At 28.9% G+C, this 24,453-nt stretch carries 20 protein-coding genes; 4 read left to right on the forward strand and 16 right to left on the reverse strand.

Translation table 11 applies throughout. The features are described from left to right. Positions 1–611: 611 nt before the first annotated feature. The 4 genes from J2Z44_RS19430 to J2Z44_RS19445 all read right to left on the reverse strand — a co-directional run bounded on the left by J2Z44_RS19430 (position 612) and on the right by J2Z44_RS19445 (position 5,626). Entirely contained in the window at positions 612–1,391 is a 780-nt protein-coding gene (locus tag J2Z44_RS19430; RefSeq protein ID WP_021282428.1) for a serine hydrolase, read from the reverse strand. Between the two features lie 309 nt (positions 1,392–1,700). After that, the gene (locus J2Z44_RS19435; protein ID WP_021282429.1) at positions 1,701–2,828 is read right to left on the reverse strand and encodes a hypothetical protein; all 1,128 of its coding nucleotides are present in this window, start codon (positions 2,826–2,828) and stop codon (positions 1,701–1,703) included. A gap of 149 nt (positions 2,829–2,977) precedes the next feature. Further along, positions 2,978–4,552, reverse strand: a complete 1,575-nt coding sequence (pckA, locus tag J2Z44_RS19440) for a phosphoenolpyruvate carboxykinase (ATP) (RefSeq protein WP_021282430.1) — start codon at positions 4,550–4,552, stop codon at positions 2,978–2,980. A gap of 210 nt (positions 4,553–4,762) precedes the next feature. Further along, positions 4,763–5,626, reverse strand: a complete 864-nt coding sequence (locus J2Z44_RS19445; RefSeq protein ID WP_021282431.1) for a DMT family transporter — start codon at positions 5,624–5,626, stop codon at positions 4,763–4,765. Between the two features lie 306 nt (positions 5,627–5,932). Here J2Z44_RS19445 and J2Z44_RS19450 point away from each other — a divergent pair, with 306 nt between their 5' ends. Then, complete coding sequence (locus tag J2Z44_RS19450; RefSeq protein ID WP_021282432.1) at positions 5,933–7,291, forward strand: Mur ligase family protein; 1,359 nt, start codon at positions 5,933–5,935, stop codon at positions 7,289–7,291. A gap of 14 nt (positions 7,292–7,305) precedes the next feature. Continuing rightward, complete coding sequence (locus tag J2Z44_RS19455; RefSeq protein ID WP_031271116.1) at positions 7,306–8,025, forward strand: type 1 glutamine amidotransferase; 720 nt, start codon at positions 7,306–7,308, stop codon at positions 8,023–8,025. Between the two features lie 41 nt (positions 8,026–8,066). Here J2Z44_RS19455 and J2Z44_RS19460 read toward each other — a convergent pair whose 3' ends face one another. The 10 genes from J2Z44_RS19460 to J2Z44_RS19505 form a co-directional block, all read right to left on the reverse strand. Then, positions 8,067–9,326 (reverse strand): helix-turn-helix domain-containing protein, encoded by a 1,260-nt coding sequence (locus J2Z44_RS19460; RefSeq protein ID WP_021282535.1) that lies wholly within the window; start codon positions 9,324–9,326, stop codon positions 8,067–8,069. A gap of 15 nt (positions 9,327–9,341) precedes the next feature. After that, entirely contained in the window at positions 9,342–10,655 is a 1,314-nt protein-coding gene (locus J2Z44_RS19465) for a helix-turn-helix domain-containing protein (protein WP_021282536.1), read from the reverse strand. 413 nt (positions 10,656–11,068) lie between these two features. Then, the gene (locus J2Z44_RS19470) at positions 11,069–11,239 is read right to left on the reverse strand and encodes a hypothetical protein (protein ID WP_021282537.1); all 171 of its coding nucleotides are present in this window, start codon (positions 11,237–11,239) and stop codon (positions 11,069–11,071) included. Between the two features lie 123 nt (positions 11,240–11,362). Beyond that, positions 11,363–12,280 (reverse strand): ribonuclease H1 domain-containing protein, encoded by a 918-nt coding sequence (locus J2Z44_RS19475; protein WP_021282538.1) that lies wholly within the window; start codon positions 12,278–12,280, stop codon positions 11,363–11,365. A gap of 18 nt (positions 12,281–12,298) precedes the next feature. Continuing rightward, the gene (locus J2Z44_RS22010; protein WP_021282539.1) at positions 12,299–13,321 is read right to left on the reverse strand and encodes a YkvA family protein; all 1,023 of its coding nucleotides are present in this window, start codon (positions 13,319–13,321) and stop codon (positions 12,299–12,301) included. 92 nt (positions 13,322–13,413) lie between these two features. Beyond that, entirely contained in the window at positions 13,414–14,472 is a 1,059-nt protein-coding gene (locus J2Z44_RS19485) for an HD-GYP domain-containing protein (RefSeq protein ID WP_209649974.1), read from the reverse strand. Between the two features lie 118 nt (positions 14,473–14,590). Beyond that, the gene (locus tag J2Z44_RS19490) at positions 14,591–14,989 is read right to left on the reverse strand and encodes a DUF6762 family protein (protein WP_209649976.1); all 399 of its coding nucleotides are present in this window, start codon (positions 14,987–14,989) and stop codon (positions 14,591–14,593) included. A gap of 476 nt (positions 14,990–15,465) precedes the next feature. Continuing rightward, positions 15,466–15,930 carry a Fur family transcriptional regulator gene (locus tag J2Z44_RS19495; protein WP_021282573.1) on the reverse strand — a complete coding sequence of 155 codons (465 nt, stop codon included), beginning with the start codon at positions 15,928–15,930 and terminating at the stop codon, positions 15,466–15,468. Between the two features lie 99 nt (positions 15,931–16,029). Next, entirely contained in the window at positions 16,030–17,490 is a 1,461-nt protein-coding gene (locus J2Z44_RS19500) for an aminoacyl-histidine dipeptidase (RefSeq protein WP_021282572.1), read from the reverse strand. 15 nt (positions 17,491–17,505) lie between these two features. After that, a complete protein-coding gene (locus J2Z44_RS19505) occupies positions 17,506–18,057 on the reverse strand; it encodes a manganese efflux pump MntP (RefSeq protein ID WP_021282571.1) in 552 nt (183 codons plus the stop codon). Positions 18,058–18,228: 171 nt separating this feature from the next. On the opposite strand from J2Z44_RS19505, the gene J2Z44_RS19510 reads away from it, so the two are divergent. Beyond that, positions 18,229–19,167 (forward strand): magnesium transporter CorA family protein, encoded by a 939-nt coding sequence (locus tag J2Z44_RS19510; RefSeq protein WP_021282570.1) that lies wholly within the window; start codon positions 18,229–18,231, stop codon positions 19,165–19,167. Positions 19,168–19,413: 246 nt separating this feature from the next. Next, positions 19,414–20,145 (forward strand): DUF4397 domain-containing protein, encoded by a 732-nt coding sequence (locus J2Z44_RS19515; protein WP_021282569.1) that lies wholly within the window; start codon positions 19,414–19,416, stop codon positions 20,143–20,145. 421 nt (positions 20,146–20,566) lie between these two features. Here J2Z44_RS19515 and J2Z44_RS19520 read toward each other — a convergent pair whose 3' ends face one another. Both J2Z44_RS19520 and J2Z44_RS19525 read right to left on the reverse strand, forming a co-directional pair. After that, positions 20,567–22,597 carry an ABC transporter ATP-binding protein gene (locus J2Z44_RS19520; RefSeq protein WP_021282568.1) on the reverse strand — a complete coding sequence of 677 codons (2,031 nt, stop codon included), beginning with the start codon at positions 22,595–22,597 and terminating at the stop codon, positions 20,567–20,569. Between the two features lie 2 nt (positions 22,598–22,599). Next, the gene (locus J2Z44_RS19525; protein ID WP_021282567.1) at positions 22,600–24,351 is read right to left on the reverse strand and encodes an ABC transporter ATP-binding protein; all 1,752 of its coding nucleotides are present in this window, start codon (positions 24,349–24,351) and stop codon (positions 22,600–22,602) included. Positions 24,352–24,453 lie beyond the last annotated feature (102 nt).

Below are 24,453 nucleotides of genomic sequence, written 5' to 3' on the forward strand. Positions count from 1 at the left end.
CGTTGTTAACTGCGTCGCTCCGATACTCACGTATACAAATACGCTTTGTTCCTCACTCCTCGTTGCCTAGTACTACTCGTTTCTACTAAAATACTCTTATGCTCTATTTATCGCTGACTTGTTAAAGTCATTTTGTGAACTTTTAGTTCAATGAATTAACTGGTTTTACCTTTTTCTCTGTTTAATTTTCAAAGACCAACTTGTTATTATCATTTTTTGATGACTTTTTAAAGTTTATCATCAGAAAATTTATTTGTCAAGAAGTACTTCTATTTGATTACTTTTCCTGACAACGAAGATTATTGTATCAGAAAAATAAATAACATAAAATTATTTATTTTATATTATAGGTAGTTATTCTATATATTCTTATTTTTCCTCAATATTACTACTTATTTCTATTAGTGACACACTTGGATAAATTGATGTTAAAATAAAGAATACATATATATAATCTTACTTAATTCAATAATATTTATACAAAAACTTATCCTTATTAAGTTTGAATTTCATAATTTTGGGGTTGAAAATTTATAGAATTCCCTTTATATCATTAAAATTAGACATAAAAAAGTATGCATAAAAAAAGTATGAAGTAAAAACTCCATACTTTAATTCCAATCTTTATCAACCATATCAAACATCATCTTGCCCGTTCTTGCTATAGTTGTAATTCCATATACATTTGTAGGTAAATTATTTGACAAAACAGTAAATACAAAATCTCCCTTTGATATATTTAAAAGTGCAGTATCATTTTCTACACTTTCCAAAGTTCCTATTTTATTTGCAGTTTTAATTTGCATTTCTCGAGGAAAGTAAAAAGGTATTCTTGTTGTTAGTTGATGTCTTTTAAGAGTATCTAGTATTAATTTACTATGTTCTTTATTTAATGCAGTGTTATTATTTAAAATTTTAAAGCACTGAGATAAATCATAACTTGTTGTGATATTTTCATTATTGTCCTCTAGCTTTATTTCTGAAGGGTATTTATTAACTTTTGTGGATTTTAACCCCATATTATTTATGATATTATTAATTCTATTCATTCCTAAAGTATTTATAATTTTACAAGCAGCTGTATTATCACTTTGAATAAGCATAGCTACTAATAATTCTTTTAGTGTATATTGCTTTTCTGAGAATTCATGAATAATTCCGAAAAATCCAGAAACTTTATCTTCATCACCGATACTTACTAAATCATCTAAAGATACACTTCCATTTTCAACTTCCTTTAATAATGCCATTGCGATAGGTAACTTTATACATCCCGCAGCAGGCATTTTTACATTCTCATTAAACCCATAAGTATATCCACCTTTTAAATCTTCAAAATAAAAACTATAGTTCCCTTCTCTTGACTCTAAATAGCGCTTAATCTCTTTCATAAACAGCCTCCAACCTCTAACCTAGTATAAACCTAAAGTAATTATAATTTTCTTTAAATATAATGTCAACAAAGCAATATCTTATGCTTAATTAACCTATTCTAAATAAGTCTTTATTATTATTCTTCATAAAACTCTAAAATCCTCTTTTAATTTACGAAATTGTCAAAAAAATAACCCAGAACTTTCTAGGTTATTTATAAATTGCAATTATACTGTTAATATTATTCAAAATATTAATTTTATAAAAATTATATCCATTATGAAGATAAATTATTCACTTTTTCATTTTTTCACAATATAAAAAAATTATTTTTCCTTCATATTCTCTAGTTCTATTGCTCTAATAGTTGTTTTTCCATCAATTGAAATGCTAACAGTAGTTTTTCCCTTAGGTATAGATAAGTCATAGTAAGTTTTTACTGATGTATATTCTTGTCCATTTATACTTATATAATAATCTTCCACCATATAACTATTTACAAATGCACCTACCGTAAACTTAATATAATCTTCTGTATCATCTTTCACATTTCTTTTTGCAAGGATAATGGTTGGTATCTTATCACTTTCATCATTTCTATAGACGATTTCAGGATTTAAATTAAACACATTGTCTTGAGTTACAAAAATTGTTGGAGGTATATAACCTTTTAAAGTTTCAATTTGGATATCTGCACTATCTTTACTAAATGTAATGTAAGAATTACTCTTTAGTTGTTCAGCTTTATTATTATTAATCTTTATAGTATAAGTGTTTAAGAACTTAGAGATGTATTTAAAATATTTTTTTGCATCTTTAGCATTTTCTAGAACTACGTTATTTAGGTCAGCTTTAATCATTTCTACGGCAGATAGAGGAATAGTATCTTTAGTTAAATAACTTTCTATAGTTCCATCTACCATAACCCACTTTCCATGTGCTTTACTCCATACTTCAAGAACACTATAGCTATTCTCATCGTTAGCTTTTTCATTATTACTAACTCTAAATTCCCCCACTCTCACTATAATTCCAACAGATGTCAATGCCTCTTCTATTATATTATTATAATCTTGTAAAGAAATAACTTTATTACTCTCTAGTCCCATTAACATTTCATCCACAGATTTTTTTGATTCCATAGCTGAAGGCTTAACTTCCGCCCTTCTATTTACCCATTTTATTATAGCTAAGGTCTTTTCTAAATCATTTGCTCCTTCCTTTGCTATATCATCAAAACCGTATTTATTTTTCAAATTCACTAGATTTGGATTATCTTTGTTCATGAAATAAAAGTGAATATTATTTCCTTCATAAACATTATCCCATTTTGTTACTTTCACATTGTAATCGTAAGAATCATTTTTTAGGTTGTTTCTAAATAAGAGCAGTACTATCCCTGATATAACTATAACAGCCCCTATTAAAAAACTTACTATTCTAGATGTTTTCATCTTTTCATCTCCTCATAAAGGTCTATTTTATAAATATATTTTATTATAAGCATTATATAATCTTTATGGCAATACCCACTATTCCATTTTATTTTATATAAAATAAAAGAGCTATGATTCTCCTCATAGCTCTAATAAATTACAATTACTTAAAATGTCTTTGGTGCTGCTTTCTTTATATCTTCACTAACTTCACCAAACTTTTGGAAGTTTTTGTGGAATTGTTTTGCCAGTTCTTTAGCTTTTAAATCATACTTTTCTTTATCTACCCAAGTATTTTTTGGGTTTAAAATTTCTTGTGGTACATTTGGAACTACCTTTGGAACATATAAATTAAAAATCTCATCTAAATCATATTCAACGTCTCTTAACTTGCCTTCTAAAGCCGCTTTAACCATAGCTCTTGTATAGTTTAAGTTCATTCTCTTACCTGTACCATACTCTCCGCCTGTCCATCCTGTGTTCACAAGATAAACTTCTGTATTATGATTTATTATTTTTTCACCAAGTAATTTTGCATAAACTGTAGGTTTCATTAACATGAATGGTTCACCAAAGCAAGCTGAGAAAGTAGCCTTTGGTTCTGTTATGCCTCTTTCAGTTCCTGCTAATTTACTTGTATAACCTGACATAAAGTGATACATCGCACCCTCTTTAGTTAGCTTTGATATAGGAGGTATAACTCCAAACGCATCTGCAGTTAAGAAAACAACAGTATTAGGATGTTGTCCAACTCCGCTTAAGTCAGCGTTATCTATATATTCTACTGGGTATGCACCTCTAGTATTCTCAGTTAAAGAGTCATCATCAAATAATGGTCTGTTATTTTCATCTAAAACAACATTTTCTAACAGAGCACCGAATCTTAATGCATTATATATTTGAGCCTCTTTTTCTTTATCTAGTTTTATAGTTTTTGCATAGCATCCACCTTCAAAGTTAAATATTCCTTTATCACACCAACCATGTTCATCATCACCAATTAACTTTCTATCTGGATCAGCTGATAAGGTAGTTTTTCCTGTACCTGAAAGTCCAAAGAATACTGCTGTATCTCCCGCTTCCCCAATGTTCGCTGAGCAGTGCATTGGGAACACACCTTTTAAAGGAAGTAAAAAGTTCATTACTGAGAAAATAGATTTTTTTATTTCTCCAGAATATTGAGTTCCCGCGATTAGTATGACTTTCTTATCAAAGTTAATTATAATAAAGGCTTCAGAGTTTACTCCATCCTCTTTACCATTGGCTTTGAACCCTGGAGCTACAACTACATTAAATTCTGGACAATGATTTTTTAATTCCTCTTCACATGGCCTTCTAAATAATTGAGTTGACATTAAAGCTTCTGAAGCATACTCATTAACAACTCTAATATTCATTTTGTACTCTTCCATAGCTCCGACATATCCGTCAAATACAAATAAATCTTTGTCACTTAAATACTTTGTTACTTTATCAAATAACTTATTAAATACGTTTTCTTCTATAGGTAGATTTACATCTCCCCAGTTTATTAACCCATTTATGCTATCTTGTCTTACTATGAATCTATCTTTAGGTGATCTCCCTGTGTACTTACCAGTGTTAACAACAAGTGCTCCACTTTCTGCAAGAATTCCTTCTCCTCTTTTAACTGCATTTTCTACTAAGGAAGCCGCGCTTAGATTTCTAAAAATTTTTTTAGAAGTGCTGATATGCAATTCTTCTAAACAGTTTAAATTCATAATTCTTACCCCCGAAATTTCAATGTTTAACGTTTACATAATTAGTGAGCTTGTACTTAAAAGCATTCCATAATTATATATTACTACTTTTATTATAAAATGCAAGAAAAATTTTAAACTTTAACGAATAATACACTTTCATGAATTTAAACCGTCAATATTATACATAAAGTTATTCACTCCACCTAATTGTGTAGCACAATTCTTTTTTTATTCTTTTATTTTAATTAAATAAACTGAATAAATAACTATAATAGTTCCTATTAATTGTATTATTGAAATACTTTCATTTAATAAAAAATATGATAGCACTATTGAAGTAGGGATTTCTAAATTTGATATTATAGAAACCTTAACTGAACCAATATACTTAATTCCAGCATAAAGTAAGGTAAGTGGTATAATTTCACAAAATACAGCCAGAATTGTAATATATCCATAGGTTTTTAAATCTACCTCACCCCTAAACAAGAAATGAGGAAATTTATAAATGATTAGAGAGATTAAAGAAAATAAAGTTGAGTACCCATTAATTGCCAGGGGCGTTACCTGAGATAAATTTCTTTCAGAAAATATATTCATAAAGGCATAAAACACTGCTGCTAGTAGTCCAAAACCTATTCCCATCAGAGAATAGCTCGTTTCTGCATTAACTAAATCCAAAGAAATAATGCAACCCAAAAATGCCATGATTACAATGAGTATCTTAGAGCCCTTAAATTTCTCTTTACCTTTTATAACTGCATAGAAAAAAACCATTATGGGATAGGTCATTAATAGCACTGTAGTCATTGCTACAGGCAAGTAGTTAAAAGAAAGATAGTAAAACACAGTCATAAAGCTATTTCCTACCACACCAAGAATAGCTAAATCCTTCAACTGAGTTTTATTAACTTTCAGGGCTTTTTTGTCCTTGAAAAACAAGATTATAAACATTATAGTTACAGCAATAACATATTGTACTGTAAGTAAGCTTACAGAATCTAATTGAGTTTGGCCGAGTTTTACAAATAGCCCTGCACTACCAAAGAGTATTGCAGATACTATAGCATATAAATATCCAATCTTTTTCATTAATTCACCTTCAATACTTAATTCTATTACAACTAAAACTATTTTAACTAAATTAGTGACAAAATTCTATAAATATGTAGTAGGATTATTTTATCATTATATGTTATAATATACTACTGTAGATTTTCATTAATATATTTGTTGCGCTTAGGAAAACAAATATAGTTTAATTATTATAGTGTTAAACTTTTTTTAATTTAAAAATATATTAAGGTGAAACTAAGTCATATTAATGTATAAATCCTGTAATAATTTAAAATTCATATAAATATATCTTTAAAACTTATGAAAAAAATTAAAAAGGAAGTGTCTAAAATAAAGATTAATTCATTTTTAGCTATTATTACCTCAAAACTTATTTTGAAAACTTCAAAACTTTTATTTAAAGGTGGATCTAATTTTCCTGGTAAAATTGCTCTTTTTTTCGATAAACATATAATTAGTACAGTTTCTAAGGGTTATACAACTATTTTAGTTACTGGAACTAATGGCAAAACTACTACTACTAGTATGATTTGCAATATATTAAAAGAAAGTGGCAAAGAAGTAATAACAAACAACACTGGTGCTAACATGAATACCGGAATTGTTAGTTCACTTATTTCAAACTATAGTTTTTTCAGCCAAAATACTGATAAGTTTGCAGTTATCGAAGTAGATGAGGCTTACCTTCAGTTAATTACAGAAGATTTAAAACCTACTTTAATTACTGTTACTAATTTATTTAGAGATCAATTAGATAGATATGGTGAGGTATATACAACCTATTCAAAAATACTAGAGGGAATTCTTAAAACTCCTAATACTAAGCTAGTTTTAAATGGTGATGAATCTCTTCTTGGGAAATTAGATATACCTAATCCTATAGTTTATTATGGTTTTAATAAATCCTTGAGAGAAGATAACAAAGTCTCTGTCAATGCAGATAGTAAATTCTGCAAGGTATGTAAAAGCCCATATAACTACGATTTTGTTACATATAACCATTTAGGCAGTTATTTTTGTAGTGAGTGTGGATATAAAAGACCTACATTAAAATATCATGTTGATGAAATATTAGAGTTAACTCCAGAAGGCTCTACAGTGATTTTTAATGATGATACATATTTTATAAACCAGGCTGGTGAATATAATATATATAATGGTCTATGTGCTTATGCTGTTGGAAAAGAGTTTAACGTTGATAACTCGGCTATTAGGACATCTCTTCAAAACCAAAGCACTAGCTTTGGAAGACAAGAAACAATATCTATAAATGGTAAAGAACTAAAGATCATTTTAGTTAAAAATCCTGCGGGGCTTGATCAAGCACTTAACACGATTTTATTAGATAAAAAACCAATAAATCTTTCAGTAATTTTAAATGACAATTACGCAGATGGAACAGACGTTTCTTGGATTTGGGATGTGAATTTTGAAAAGCTTAATACCTTAACCGTAGATAATATTATAATTTCTGGTACGAGACTTTATGATATGGCAATTAGATTAAAGATTGCTGGTTTTAACAGAGATAAATTTGTTTTATGTGAAAATGATGAAGAACTTTTAAGTGGACTTAAAGACACTACAGACAATACAACATATATTCTAGCTACCTATACAGCAATGCTACATCTTAGAAAATTACTATTTAGCGAAGGATATATTGAAAAATTATGGTAAGGAATGATGAATATATGGAACTAAATATATGTCACTTATATCCCGATTTATTAAATGTCTATGGAGACATGGGAAATATTCTTGTACTAAAACATAGAGCTGAGCAGCGTGGAATTAAAGTTAATATTATTAACGTTTCGTTAAATGATAATTTTGAAGAAAATGCATACGATATAGTTTTCTTTGGTGGCGGACAAGATTATGAACAATCTATAGTTTCTCAAGATTTGATAGAAAATAAGAGGGACTCTATTAAGAATTATATTGAACATGGAAAAGTTTTTTTAAGCATATGTGGTGGTTATCAGCTACTTGGAAAACACTATACAACCTTCGAGGGCGAGAAGTTAGAAGGTCTTGGAATTATAGACATATATACAGAGGCTGGTAATGAAAGATTCATTGGAAATACTATAATTTACAATGAAGAATTTGATGAAACCTACGTTGGTTTTGAAAACCATTCTGGTAGAACCTATACTAATGACTTAAAGCCCTTAGGTGTAGTAAAACTTGGTAAGGGTAATAATGGAGAAGACCAGAAAGAAGGTTGCATATATAAAAATACTTATTGCACTTATTTTCACGGAAGTCTTCTATCGAAAAACCCTGAGCTTGCAGATAGATTGATAAAATTGGCCCTTGAAAATAAATATGATGAGATATGTCTAACAAATCTTGATGATACTTTAGAAATTAAAGCAAAGCAATCAATTATAAATAAATTCCAATAATATATAAAAGCTACATAGTTTATCTATGTAGCTTTTATATATTATATTTTTTTCTCGAGCTGTAAAGCTAAATTAAGAAATTTAACAGCATCCTTCACTTCTCCTAGATTATGATACATACTCCCCATTTCTAAATATCTCTTATATATTTGAGTTTTAGTACCAAACTTAACAAGAGTGTCAAGAGATAAATTCATATAAGTTTCTGCCATTATAAAATTGTTTTGCTTTAACAAAATAGATGCCTTAAAATAGTATGCTCTTTCTATATAAACTAGATTATCAAGAGTAATAGCTAAATTTAACATATTGTCACAATGTTCTTGAGCTAGGTCTAATTCTGAATGCTCTATTAAAGTATCAATGATTAAAACTAAAAAATCACATAATACATGCTTGTCTTCCTTAGGAAACTCTTGTACTGCTGTATTAATATACGCCAATCCCTGTTCTCTTTGATTGTTTTCAAACATAGAACAAGCAAAGTTATGTAATGCTCTACATTTTTTATCAAAATTACTTCCATAACACTGAAGTGACTTCTGCTCAAATTCATTAAACTTATCTATCCCTAAAGATATGCACAGCATTGCTAAAATCTGATAAATCTCACCTTTTAATACGCTGTCATATGTTAAACTTATAATCTCCTCTAGTTCTTTTAACATGTTATAAGCTTTTTCATCTTCTCTTAGCATAATATAACATGCACACTCATTATAGGTAGCCTTTGCATACTGGATTGAGTGCCTATTATTCATTTCTTTTAGTGTCTTTTTTACAGTTGTGTAATAACTACAAGCTTGTCCAAATTCTCTATTAATAAATAGATATTTAGCAATAGCCATATAATAATCTACTCTAAGCATTTCATCCTTTGATTTCTGACACATATCATAATATCTAGGGATAATAACGCTTAAATCCTCATACTTTTCTTTATCTAAGTATATTTTAAATAGTATATGAAGAAGTTTACATGCTAAGTCGTAGTATTCATATCTCTCAGCATATTCTAGATTGTACAATATTTCTTCTATCTTATTGCTAACTTCTTCATCTCCATAAAAGGCTTTTATATTTTCCTCAATTTGTTCTCTAACATCATGTTTTAAATAATTTAAGTCCAAATGAAGTTTTTCACTAATATACTCTAGTATCCAATCTTCTGCTATAACTTTATTGTTTTCAATACAACTCATTTTTGAAACTGAAACTTTATTTTCACAAATATCTTTTAGAGTTAATCCCTTATAAATTCTAGCTCTTTTTATTTTTTCCCCTGTCGATAATATTTCCAACCTTATCACCCACTATCAAAAGTCCTTTAATATATTTAAATCATTTAAAGCTTTTACTCCATCATTTAAATATTTTGCAGCTTCATTATCTCTTCCATTATCAATATAAAACTTTCCTAAAATAATAGCAATTTCTGCGCTTTCTTTTTTATAGCCCATTTTAGTTACAAAGTTAAGGGTTTGAATTAATGTATTTTCAGCCTCACTTAGCTTTCCTTCTAAAAGTTCTACTCTATATTTTAATAGATAATAATTGCAAAGAGTTCTTTCATTTTTATCACTACTATTCTCTAATTGATCTAAGATTTTATTTAGTATTTCCTTAGATCCTTTTTCATCCTTTAGCTTTATGTAATTTTCACAAATATTACATAAAGTCTCAACAATTTTATTATCATGAGCTTTTTCTCTTATATCTTTTGCCTTAAATAAATGATTAAAGGATTCATTTAAATCATCAAATTCAGAGAATAATTTTCCCATATCGTTTTCTATATCCCCAATATAGCTAGTATTACTTATTTCTCTGTAAATCTTCATACTCTTTTCTGAGTATAATATGGCACTTTGCATATCTCCTTTTTCAGCAAACCCCTTAGATAAATCCATTAATGAAGCCGCATAAGCTTTTTTATCATCAATTTTTTTGAATTTTTCCTCAGCTAAATAAGAATATTTTATTGCCTTTTCAATAATACCCAACTTGAAGAAGGTGCACCCAATATAATAATAAATTTGACCGATTAAGAAATCATCTCCTAAATTACTATCTTGAAAGACTTTCTCTGCTTGTTGGAAATAACTATAAGCCGAATGATACGCCTTTAAATTTAAAGTAATTCTTCCCAACAAAATAAATGTGTTTATAACATCCTCACTAAGATTATTTTTAATAAAAAAACTGTTTGCCGTCAATAAGAATTGCTGAGCAAGAGCACTATCTTTCTTTTTCTCATAAATTATTGCCTTGAAATAAAGGTTTTTAGCTTTCCTAATTTCTAGTCCATATTTATCAGCATAAAACAAAGATGTCTCAATATTTTTTTCCGCTTGTCCCAACTCACAATTTAAAATATTTGACTCTGCTATATTTTCATAGTACTTGCATATTTTGTCTGCTTGAGTCTCTTCAGTTTCCATCAAATACTCTACACTAACATTTAAAGTTGTAGCCAAATATTCTAATAAATCCATACTTGGATTTGATTTTCCTGATTCTACAAGACTAATTTGCCCAGCTGTAATTCTGTCTCCAGCAAGATTTTTAAGAGTTAAATTAAGTTCTTTCCTTCTTAATTTAATTTTTTCCCCCAAAGATAAAATCTTCATAAAAATTATCGTCCTTTTCTTTAAAATAGTTTTAACTACAATGATTTATAATATTTTATCGCCACTATATTATTAATTATTATAGCATAAAAAGGTACAAAATTGCAAAAATTTCTACATATTCTGAAATTAATTTTGTTTAAAATTATATTTCTTTAATATTTTTAAGCAAAATTGTATATTAATTTATAATATTTTACTATTAGCAACTAATTATAAGAGTACTCTGTGCTTAAAACATACAACATATAGATTATTTGTCATTTTATAACAATCCTTATATAAAATTATATATCCGCTCAAAATTATACTTTTATTAATATAATTTCACTATAATTTACTTTACTACTGTGAAATTAGTCACATTAAGATAATAAATAAATGCTATCCACTAAGTGGATAGCATTTATCTATTATCTTAATGCTCCAACTAAATTGCCAAACATGCTACCTACAATTCCTTGAATCATTTTAGCTTGTCTTTTTACTCTCTTTTTAGTTCTTCTATTCATCATTGGCATTCCATAGTTAGCAGCTAATCCAACGGCAGTCCCAACCATGGCTAATTTCATTAACATCTTCATAAAAATGCACACCCTTTCTCATATTATAAATATATAATGTGCATTTTTTCTTAAATTAATCCATTAAAATTATATATTGTATAATTGGCATAGTATCTAAAAACTATATTTTTTATCTACAATCTATTTTTCCTTTATTCTCATCCAAAGTTCTTTAATTAATGATTTTTTTTCGCTATCTTTTAACTTTTCTATATATTTCATTAAATCATCTTCATTCTGAAGCTGAAGTATATTCTCAGCTATAGATTGTGAGAATCCATTTAGTATATTATAGCTTTCCTCAACAATTATGTTGTCACAATTATTCTCAGAAATTAAATCTAGTAGCTTATCCTTAATATCTCCACTATTGACTTTTATTTTAGCATTTCTAATTAGTTTCTCAACGGCCCCACTAGGACAAAGTCCAGCCCCTTTTTTTGCCTCTTCATCTGCTAGTTCATTGAATAAATCATTAGTATGACTATCTACTTTTACAAATATAATATTTAGATTATTAATTTCTCTAATGTCTTTCATCTTTTCAAAATACTCTTGTGATGATTTATCCCTTCTCTCCCAACCTCCAGTGGCATGATGGCATATACCTTCATAATCATGAAATATCACAATCTCTTTAAATTTTTTCTCTGCAGCAAACTGTGCTGCTCTAATAGCACCTTTAAGTTCACCGGCAATTTGTCGTAAAGATTTTTCTGAATCATTCTCAGCTGTGCCAGATTCTAAATGTATAATACTGCCCTTTAATATAATTACTACTCCATAACCATATTTACCTGTAGCAGTATTAAAACTTCCGTCTACATATGCATGTGGTACATCTAAGGGATAATTATCTACACCTTTTTTTAATATTTTAGTATCATCGCTTAAATACGTTTTCACTTCATCTAAGGACTGAAAACTTTTGTATATGGCTCCCTTGACTCCTTTGACATAACTTAAACATTCGTCCCAACTTTCAACGAAAATATTCTCTACAACCCTATTTTCCTTTGAATCAAAGCCTTTTTTAATTCCATAATATTTCTTTGCCATCTTAATGCTCCTTATAGTCTATTCTACAAAAAAGTTATATCCCTTCTCCATGACTTTACTGCAAAATCCTATGATGCTATTTATCTTCTTGATTCCCATAATCTTTGACAAGTACTCTACATACTTTTTAACTAACTCTACTATATTTTTCTCGCCTTCCCAATTTTCCATGATAACCTCTTCAGGAATATTACAAAATATCTTATTTAATATAAATACAGTTACTGTAATATCATCAAAGGTTCCTATAAGTGGTATCCAATCCGGAAGTATATCAATTGGACATAACAAGTAACCTAATGCTATTGATATTGTTATTTTTATATCTTTTTTTACCCTTCTATCTTTGTATAACCTTAAAAGAAGAGAAAGTATATCAGGCATTAAAAGTATAAATTCTTGTATTTTGCTGAATTTGTTCGGAAATCTTCCTTTTATTTTTCTTCTAAGGGCTGAATAACTAATTGTTCCATTTTCTTTATTACAATAAGAACTATCTAAACATTTATTAATGATTTTCTGATCTTCTACAAAAATTTCTTTTTCAGTTACTACTTCATTGGTTTCTTTTTTTTCTAATTCCTCACTAAAAAAGTTAAAATCACTGAATTCAGCATCTAGTCCCCCTGGAATAAGATTTATGCCTATTAAATTAAAGCTAACTATTTGAATCACCTTACAAATTTTATCTAAATCAATTTTTACAACGTCATTAATTACAGAAACTCCAATTTCATTAAATTCTTTAATAACCTTTTGCATAATATATTTTTTAATACTCTTATTGATGCTTATCCTTTTAATACTTACACTTTGCAAAACTAGGGTTACTTTATTATTTATAACTTCTATGATTGAAATTTGTGCTTCAAAAGGAATTTTAACCTTTGTATTGTAAACCCCTGAGATTATTATATACTTGTTAATTATAATATTTGTAATCTTTAGTTCTGGTACCTTTGCATAATTTATAAGCACATCATTTAATATATTATTTAAATCTTTTTCAGTAATAATAGCTTTTATATTTGAAACCTTCACTTTAATCCTCCCAATATAATCAAAATAAATTTAAACCAGCAGTTTTTACTTTCTTTGCTAGTTTACTTTTTAAAAATTATTATTATGTATAATTATATAACTCTTTCTATTATTAGGTTTGGAGTTTCTAATAAATCTATTTCGTAAAACTTTATTGGTATTTTTGTTTCATTGTCATAAAGTATTCTTAGCACAGGCCTATCAGGAAAATTTTTATTTTGCTTTATTACATAACCTTCTATACCATTAGAAAGTCTAACACAACATCCTAAGGGATATACTGAGAAAGTCTCTTTAAAAGATTTGACTATGCTACTATCAAAACTACTTCCACAACCTGCTAAAATAAGTTCATAGGCATCACTAGGATTAAATTTATTTCTATAGCTTCTATCGCTACTTACAGCATCGTACACATCACATATACAGATTATTTTTCCGTATTTAGAGATTTCATTGCCTGTAAGTCCATAAGGATATCCCTTACCATTAACTTTCTCATGATGCTGCTCAATGCCTACGATTGAAGAATGGGGTATATTTATATTTTCCTCTAGTAGTTCCTTACCATAAATAGGGTGTTTTTTCATTTCCTCAAACTCTTCATCAGTCAATGGCCCATTTTTGTTAATAATTGTACTTGAAACTTTTATCTTTCCCAAATCATGAAGCAACCCTCCAATAGTTACCTCCCTAATACTTTCCTTAGTCATATTACAAGATAACCCTAAAAATGTGCACATTAACGCTGTATCAATGCAGTGCAGAAAAGTATAGTTATCATGAGTTTTAATATCATATAAACTTTTATTCACATCACCTAGCTCTAAAACATAATCTATCAATTCATCTAGCATGGCTAAACATTGTTTTGTATTATTTTTATCTAGCATGCCTGTATTTTTCATTATTGAGGATAGACTTTTCATTGTTTCTTGTTTTAGTAAATTTAACTTATCATCTACTACGTCTATGTCTTCTAGCCTTTCATCCTCCACATATATATAATATACTCCTAATTCATGAAGTTTTTTTATGTACTGTGTTTTTAACTTTACTCCAGCTCTTAATAAAACTAAACCATCATTAGTATAGATATTTTTTCCTAAAACTTCATTTTCTTTGACTCTATTAATATATTCTAATCGCATAATTCCCCCTATGTCTTAACCCACAAAACCCTTCTGCTTCTAAAAGGTTTTAATAAAATCTTTCCTTAAGCTTCAATTAGTATGAATATTATATCCTATAGGTTATTATACATAATTTTTACATATATTGTTCTTTTTTATCTAAAATATCATTAAATGTTTTTCCCATGGCATCACTAATTAAACCGCATATTTCATTAATCTTATCTTTAACTAGATTATAATCCTCATCATAAGGAAACTTTACAATCCAAGTAGGATTATATTCTTCATCATAAGCCTCAATATAAAATCCTTTATTTTTAAAAACTTCTTCATCAAACAAATCATAAATGGCAGTAAATTCCCACTCTTCTACATCTTTATGAGTGTCAAAATACATATTTATATTCTCACCATCAAAGAATAATTTAGTAACATACTCCGCACCATCTCCAACTTCATAGCTTCCTAACTCCTTTGTTAAGAAATTAGTGTTTCTATCCTTTTCCATCAAAACTAAAGAAGAAAATTCCATTTTTCCAGCTCCTTTATTGTAAATTATTGACATTTTTCCATTTATTGTATATTATATAATTATAATTTTTCACCTTAATATTTTATGGGGGTGTGTACCTTGAGTACAAAGATAATAAGAACAAAGAAGAAATCTCAAAAAAAACTATATCTAAAAAAACATAACAAATTAAAACTATTGCTACTTTCTTTAATCTTCGCAATAATAGTATTTTCAATAATAAATAGCAAATATACCTCATATAGATGCAAGGATTTAGACTATGCTATAAAAAATTACACCACTACCGGAATTTTTAACAAACATAAGCTTTACTCAGTAGAAAGCTATGAGATAAAATTCTCTGATGGTAATTTTGCAATTATTGATGTAAAGGGATTAGAAAACAAAGCTCCTTATAAAGTTGTAACTTATAAACTCCATATACAGAAAAACAGTAAAGGAACGTGGAAAGTAAAGGAATACTATCCACGTTCCTATTGTTTTTTATTCTCTGAACTGCAATCCTTACATATTCCTTTATTCAAGTTAACACAACTATCTAATAGGGTTAACCCTGTTTTTGCTTTTACATATTCTTGAACCTGTTGCATTGGACAATCTATTTCTACATGTTTATGACATACTTCACACTCTATCAAGTGTTTATGACCTTTATCCTTTAGCTTATAATTATACTTGCCCTCTCCTAAGTCAAACTTTTCCACAATCCCATGAGTGTAAAAGGCTTCGAGAGTTCTATATACTGTAGATAAATCTATTTCTATGCTTTCTCCGTCAATCTTTGTATAAATATCCATTGCACTTAGACACTCATTAGAATTAGATATTATCTCCATGATTTTTATTCTGGATCTTGTTGCTTTAAGATTATTATCCTTTAGGCATTGTACTATATCCATACCATCACCCACATATATTTCATTATTATAAGTATACACTAAAAACTCCTATTTCTCAATAAGTTTCAGTTAATACAATAACTTATATTAAAAGACTTCCTTTACACAGGAAGTCTTTATGTTTATATGAGTACTACTCTACTTAATGTCCTTTAAAACTGCTAGTAAGTAACTATACATTCTATCTACAGATGAAATGCTTATATGCTCATCTGGAGTATGAACATCGTAAATATTTGGTCCAAAGGAAATTTGATCTATGTTTCCATTAAATTTGTCGCTAATTAAACCGCACTCAAGACCTGCATGAATAGCAGAAATATGAGGTTTATTTCCAAACATCTCTTCATATACTTTTTCAAATACATTTCTAATTTCCGAGTTTGGATTATATTGCCATTCTGGATAATCAGACTCAAATTCAATACTTCCGTCTAATATCTCAGTAAGAACTATCATTTCGTCACAAATTGCTTTCTTTAAGCTTTTAACAGAGCTTCTAACAGCACTATCAAATACTACAGAGTCATTAGTAGTTGTAACTACTCCAATATTTGTAGAACTTTGTACTAAATCTTTTATTGCCATACTCATTGACTTAATTCCATTTGGCATTAAGAATAACATTCTTAACACTTTAGTTTTGCTGTCATCACTAAATACTCTTGTAACATTTTCATTTATATTTTCAGCTTTCAAGCTTAAGTCTGGGTCAATTCCCTGTAGCTCGTTTGCAAATATTTTGCCCCACTCACATACCTTATCTTGAACCTTGTTAACGTCTTCTTCTCTTACTAGTATTATAGCATCAGCTTCTCTTGGAATAGCATTCATTTTAGCTCCACCATTAATTGAAGCTAATTTAAAATCTACTATTGAGTTTAAATCCATTAAGAATCTTCCCATTAACTTATTTGAGTTTCCTCTTTCTTTGTTAATTTCCATTCCTGAGTGTCCGCCTCTAAGTCCTCTGATTCTTATAGCTAAAGTGCTATAATTCTCAGATATATCTTCGTATTGAACTGGAACAGACATTTTAGATCTAATTCCGCCTGAGCAGCTTACTAATAATGTTCCTTCTTCTTCAGAGTCTATATTTATTAACATTTTACCATTTAAATTAGCAGGGTCTAGGTTCATTGCTCCACCCATACCTGTTTCTTCTTCAGTAGTTACTAGTAATTCTACTGGAGGATGTGGTATATCATTTGAATCAAGGATAGCAAGACCAAATGCAACAGCTATACCATTATCTGCGCCTAGGGTAGTTCCATTAGCTTTTAAAGTATCTCCATCAACTATGAAAGCAATTGGATCCTTTTCAAAGTCATGAACTGTTCCTTGGTTCTTTTCGCAAACCATATCCATATGTCCTTGAAGAATTACAGTTGGTGCATTTTCATAACCTGCAGTTCCAGGTTTCTTTATAATAACATTTAAAGCGTTGTCTTGTATTACCTCTAAATTACGGTCTTTTGCAAATTTAACTAGCCAATCGCTAATGGCCTTTTCATTTCCTGAACCTCTTGGTATTTCATTCATTTCTCTAAAAAAATTAAAAGCTTCGTAAGATTTAAGATCTCTTAGTTTGTTAATCATTGTTTTCATCCTTTCTTAAAAAAATATCATCTTTAGTCCAAATAATATTAAGATAACTCCTCCAATATAGTCAGCATATTTACCTACTACTTCTATTTTGCTTAAATATCTAGAAATTATGAAAGCAAAAATACTCATTACAAGAGTAATTCCTCCAATAATTAAAGTATAAGTAAGTAAGGTATAAATAGCCTCTATATTTGATAAAGTTACAAAACCAACTACTATGGCATCAATACTAACAGATACTCCTAATATAACATACATCTTAGGTTGTAGTATAGGACATTCTCCTTTATTTTCTAGTCCTTCCTTAATCATTAATACCCCTACAATAGCAATAATGATTCCTCCTACCACTGCTGGTACAGATGCAATTTTCTCAGTGAAGACTTTTCCCCCAAGTCCACCAATAAGAGAAAATAAAAATTGGAAAAACCCAAAAGATATTCCAAATAATAATTTTTGTCCCTTAGTTGCTCTATCATTTAATCCAATACATAAAGCTACACCAAAGGCATCTAAGGATACCGCAAGAGCAATGAACAGTAAATCAACAAACCCCATAAAAACCTCCACTAAAAATAGTTTACAAAATTTAATAAACTATGCAAAAATAATAACTTATGTATAAATTTATTAATATTCCATTACTATTATGATTAATTAATGCCATATTGTCAAATATTATTGACATAATCATAAATATTTATTAGCCTAAGATATGGAGGTGATATAATGATTTCCATATACAAAAGTGATTTAGCAGGAAATTTAAATAGTGTTGAGGATATAGAAGTGGGTTCCTGGATTAACTTGATTGCTCCTTCTGATGAGGAGATTTTGTTAGTAGCACAAAAACTTAATATCCCCAATGATTTCATACGTGCAGCACTTGATGAGGAGGAAGGATCTCGTATAGAAATAGAGGATGATTGTACTTTAGTAATTTTAGACATTCCTTTTACTGATATAGATGCTAATTCCCTTACCTATGATACATATCCTTTAGCTATAATTAGCACCAAAAATACTATAGTAACAGTTTGTTTAAAGAATAGTAAGATATTAACAGATTTTATAAACAGAAAAATACCATCTTTTTTCACTTTTAAAAAGATTAGATTTATGCTTCAAATTCTATCAAGAATATCTAACTATTATTTAATTTATCTAAGACAAATAAATAAAAAAAGTTTACTTATAGAAAAAACTGTATACAAATCTTTAAAAAACAGAGAAATTATACAACTTCTAGCCCTACAAAAATCTTTAGTTTATTTTTCAACATCATTGAAATCTAATGAAATAACATTAGAGAAACTTTTAAAACTAGAAGTGTTACAAAAATATGATGAAGATAAGGACATTTTAGAAGATGTCATAATTGAAAATAGACAGTCCATAGAAATGTGTACTATATATAGCGATGTCTTAAGTGGCACCATGGATGCTTTTGCCTCAATAATATCAAATAACCAAAACTTAGTTATGAAAAATTTAACTTCTGTAACCATTGTATTGGCCATACCTACCCTAGTATCAGGGCTTTTTGGAATGAATGTAGGTGGAGTGCCTTTTGCGAATTCTTCCTTAGGTTTTGGTACAGTGACCTCTATAGTGCTATTTATTACAATTGTAGTAATTATATATTTACGAAGAAAAGATATGTTTTAGCAACTACACTGTTTTAGAAGCAATACTACTTATTTAATAATGAAGCCATGTATAATTTAGGAGTACCCCTGATTATTCATGGCTTTTATGTTGTTTAGAACTTTATTAATTATGAAATAATAAGCTTTTTATCACTTCATGTCGAAATTTATTTTAAATTTTTTTTATTTTTTTATATTTTAATAATCACCAATTTTTAGGTTTCTCATATATTAATTTTAGAAACATTCAATTGTGAGGTAAAAAATGTATTATCAGCCTAATAGATATTTTAGAAGTGATGATATGATGGGAAATACCAGTACTGCCGGAAATTCAAATACCACTGTAAATGGTAATACCCAAACTGGTAATATTCAAAATGAAAATATGATGTCCTATGTTAGATTATTACATGCTGCTGCAAAAGCTCCTACAGTAGATGTTTATGTTAATGATAGTTTACTAGTAAAAAATTTTAACTACAGGGAATTTACTGATTATGTTAAACTACCAAGCGGAACATATAATGTTAAAGTTTACCCTACTGGAAACAAAACAAATCCTGCAATTGAAACAGATTTGTTTGTGCCACCAAGCAGTGTAATCACTGTAGCTGCTATAAGAGATACAAACAATGATTTTTCTCTTCTTCCAGCAGTGGAAAAACCTCTTACAAATCCTACAGCTGGTAAAGCAAAAGTAAGAGTTGCTCATTTAATTTCAAATGCACCATCAGTAGACATAGCTCTTCCAAATGGCACAATTTTATTTAAGGATGTTCAATTCAAGGATGTAGAAGGCTATATTGAAGTGCCCATTGGAAGATACACCTTAGAAGTAAGACTTGCTGGAACCGAAATTCCAATATTATATATACCTAATATCAGATTAAGGTCAGATAAATATTATACTGTCTATGCTATAGGTTTAGTTGGAGACGAACCTTCTCCACAAGTTTTAATTCCCCTTGATGGAATAAGCTATTTAAAGGTTTAAATTATAATTTATTATTGCTATTACACATTCATACTAATTATAGTTTGAATGTTTCCCCCATAAATAACTTAGGTTGCTAGCATTTTTTGCTAGCATTTTTTATTTTATAGAAAATTAACCTTTCTTTGGATTACTTGAGTATAAATTAAGCCTTGAAATTAATAATTTATATGAAGAAATTATATGTCCTGTAATTTCTCGAAATGCTATGTGAATAAACACATCTATTCCTACGAAGAAAACTAAGTTATTAACTAAAAAATGCAAAATGTTTATATGACAGAATTAAAGTTCATATCTATAAACTTACAACTACTGTAATAGTATTGAAAGTATTGTAAAACAGAATTTCTCCTTTTCATGATATTACAATAAAGACTAACAAAGCCATTATGAACTCAAAGGTTCATAATGGCTTATACTATTGTCCTTCATACTGTAATTTATAAAGATTACTATAAAGTCCTTGTTTTTGAAGAAGTTCTTCATGATTACCCATTTCTCTAATTTTTCCCTTATGCAGAACTATAATCTTGTCAGCATTTCTTATAGTTGATAATCTATGGGCAACAATAATAGTAGTTCTTCCTTGTGTTAATTTGTTTAGAGCATCTTGAATCAAGCTTTCTGTTTCTGTATCAATATTTGCTGTAGCTTCATCTAAGACCAAAATAGGCGGATTAAATGCTAGTGCTCTTGCAAAAGCAATAAGCTGCCTCTCTCCTTGTGAAAAAGTTGAACCCCGCTCGTTTACCGCTGCATCATACTTTTCAGGAAGTTTTTCAATAAACACATTAGCATTAACATGTTCACAAGCTTTTACTACATCTTCGTCACTAATATCTTCATTGTTTAATCTTACATTTCCTTTAATATCTCCAGTGAATAAAAATACATCTTGAAGAACCGTTGCTAAGTTTCTTCTTAAATCTTCTTGCTTCATGTCTTTTATATTTATACCATCAATTAGTATTTCTCCCTTTTGTATATCATATAGCCTGCTAATTAAGCTTATAATTGATGTTTTTCCAGCACCAGTAGCTCCAACAAAAGCTATGGTTTCCCCTGCACTTATTTTAAAGCTCACATCTCTTAAAACCCAATCTTCATCATTATAAGCAAACCAAACATTTTTAAATTCAATAGTTCCTTTTAACCTGTTTACCTCAACTGGCTTGTCAATATCTTTAATTATGCTATTATTATCTAATAGCATAAATATTCTCTCAGAGGAGGCCATAGAAGACTGAAGTATATCAAACTTCTCTGAAAGATCAAAGATTGGCTGGAAAAACTTCTGTATATAGCTTATAAAAGCATATAAAACTCCAAGATTAATATCCATGCCTAGTACTTCTCTTCCTCCTACCCAAATTAAAATTGCAAGAGCTAATTGATAAACCATATCCATTAAAGGTCTAAAGATAGCAAAAACTTTTATTTGCTCCATAGCAGCATGAGAATAAGAGTTATTTATATTGTCAAACTCTCTAAACTTCTTATCTTCAACTCCATAAATTTGAACAGTTTTCATTCCTGTAATATTTTCTGAAAGTGATGAATTTATTCTTGAAAGTCTAGCTCTAACCTTCCTATAGGCCTCTCTATCATATTTTCTAAACACCATAGTTAAAGCTATAACTACTGGTAATGTTACTATAGATACTATTGCAAGTTTTACATCAAGAATAAACATTGCAATTATTATACCCAATAATAGGAAAATATCTTTAAACAAATAAACTAAAACCGATGTGTACATTTCATTCAAAGTTTCTACATCATTAGTTACCCTAGTAACTAATCTTCCCACTGGATTTTTATCAAAGAAAGATAGTGAAAGTCCCTCTACATGCTTAAATACAGTAGCTCTGATGTTATACACTATTTTTTGCCCTGTATATTGCAGGATAAATATTTGAGTGTAATTAAATACGAACATAGCAATACAAATCGCTAATACATATATAGCGCTTGTATTTATTGATTTTAAATCCTGTGCTCTTAATATAGCTAAATCATTTTTAGTAATTTTATAAGCTTTAAATTCCTTTTTACCTTGTACTAGCTTATTATCTTTAATATCAAAGGAAGTATTTTCTTCTACAATTCCTTCAACTATAAAAGGTTCATTACTTGTGTTATAAACTAAGGCTCCCTTTGCCCCTTCTGACAACTCTCCTCTGACTACAAACTTATCGCCTATTTTTACTGACTTATCTCTTTCAGCCTCAGTAATGCTATAGACAGCTTTGCTTGAATTAACATTATTGTCTATAACATTTTTTATTATATAGGGCATTAATAAGTCAAGACATATTACTACAAGCATTAAAGCAACAACTATAAGAATAAGTCCTTTGTAAGGGCTAGCAAACTTTAAAAGTCTTTTCATAAGCTTAGAATCATATTGTTTCCCTAAGCTTTCTTCTTCGTAATTAAAGCCTTCCATAATTACACCTCCCCTTCAGCCATAATTGCTTGTTCAATTTGCTGCTTCTCATAGATTTCTTTATAAATTCCCTGTTGATTTTTTAGTTCTTCGTGAGTTCCGTTTTGAACTATTTTACCTTCATCTAGAACAATTATTTGACTTGCTTCCTTAACTGCAGAAATTCTATGGGAAATTATAATAGAAGTCTTATCCCTCATAATTTTATTTAAGTTATCTAATATTTTCACTTCTGTTTTTGCATCTACTGCAGAAAGGCAATCATCTAAAATTAAAATATCTGGATTCTTTATGAGAGCTCTTGCAATAGACGCCCTTTGCTTTTGACCTCCTGATAAGGTTACGCCTCTTTCACCCACCATTGTTTCAAAGCCCTCTGGAAAATCTATAATATTATCATAAATATCCGCATTTTTAGTTGCTTCAACTACTTTATCCATGTCTAGCTCATCAAATGCCAAATTTATATTTTCAGCTAAGGTAGTTGAGAATAAAAATGGATCTTGAGATACAAATCCAATATTTTGCCTTAAGGCCTTTAATGGAATTTTATTAATATCCTTTCCATTAATCTTAATCTTTCCGCTCTCCACATTATAAAGTCTTAATAGTAAATTAATTAATGTGGTTTTACTGCTTCCTGTACGTCCCACAATTCCTAAGGTTTCACCTTTTTTTATGGTAATGCTAACATTTTGTAATGCTGGCACCTTTGTGTTTGGATATAAAAAGGTTAAATCTCTAATTTCAATATCACCCTTTAAAGATTCTATTTTATCTACATATTTATCAACTATTTCTGGTGGAGTATTTAAAACTTCCTCAATTCTTTCTAAAGAGGCATATCCTCTTTGAAGGTTATTAATTACCCAACCCATTGCCATCATTGGCCATACAAGGTTTCCCAAATACATGTTAAAAGTTATAAATTCTCCTAAGGAAATGTTTCCTAAGATAACAAATCTTCCCCCAATAGCTATTAGAATTACAAAGCTTAATGAGGCAATTAACTCTATTAAAGGTGAGAATATGCCCCAAACCCTTATGAATTCCATATTTGCATTGAAATTGTTTGTATTTTCATTTAAAAACTTCTCATATTCCTTTTCCTCTTGAACAAAGGATTTAACAATCCTTATTCCCGAAAAATTTTCTTGAACAATATCTGTAAGTTTTGAAAAACAGCTTTGTACCTTAGTAAATTTTCTATGAATGCTCTTTCCAAACTTTCTAGAAATTATAGCAACAAAAGGTAGTGGAATTAAAGCTATTAAAGTAAGCTTTACGTTAATGCTAAGCATAATTATTAGAGTAGCTACAGTTAACACTACGGCATCACAAAACATAATAATTCCTTGACCTAAAGCCATTCTTACTGCATTTAAATCGTTAGTTGCTAGAGCCATTAAATCCCCTGTTTTATTTTTGTTATAAAAGCTCGTAGAAAGATTTTGAAGATGCTTAAAAAACTTACTTCTAATATCATATTCTACAAATCTAGCAGTACCATTAATATAAATTCTCCACATAAAACGACAAGTAGCCATTATTGCTGCTATTAACAGTATTCCTACTACAGCAGTGGTAATCTTCTCCTTGTTTGCAGTACCTTGAGATAGGCTATCAGTAAGATGTCCTAAAATCTTTGGCGGTATTAATTGTATAAAGTCTACAATTATAAGAAATACAATACCAATAAAATACCTCTTCTTGTACTTCTTGGCATATTTAAGAAGTGAATTTAATTTTCTCATAGATGTCCCCCCTACCTCAATAATTTTAATTTATCTTTTATTTACTTCTATTTTCATAGAATTTTATTATTTATAAACAAGTAGTTTAAGATGAATATGTGA

The organism is Clostridium punense (assembly GCF_017874425.1).
GTDB lineage: Bacteria > Bacillota > Clostridia > Clostridiales > Clostridiaceae > Clostridium_J > Clostridium_J punense.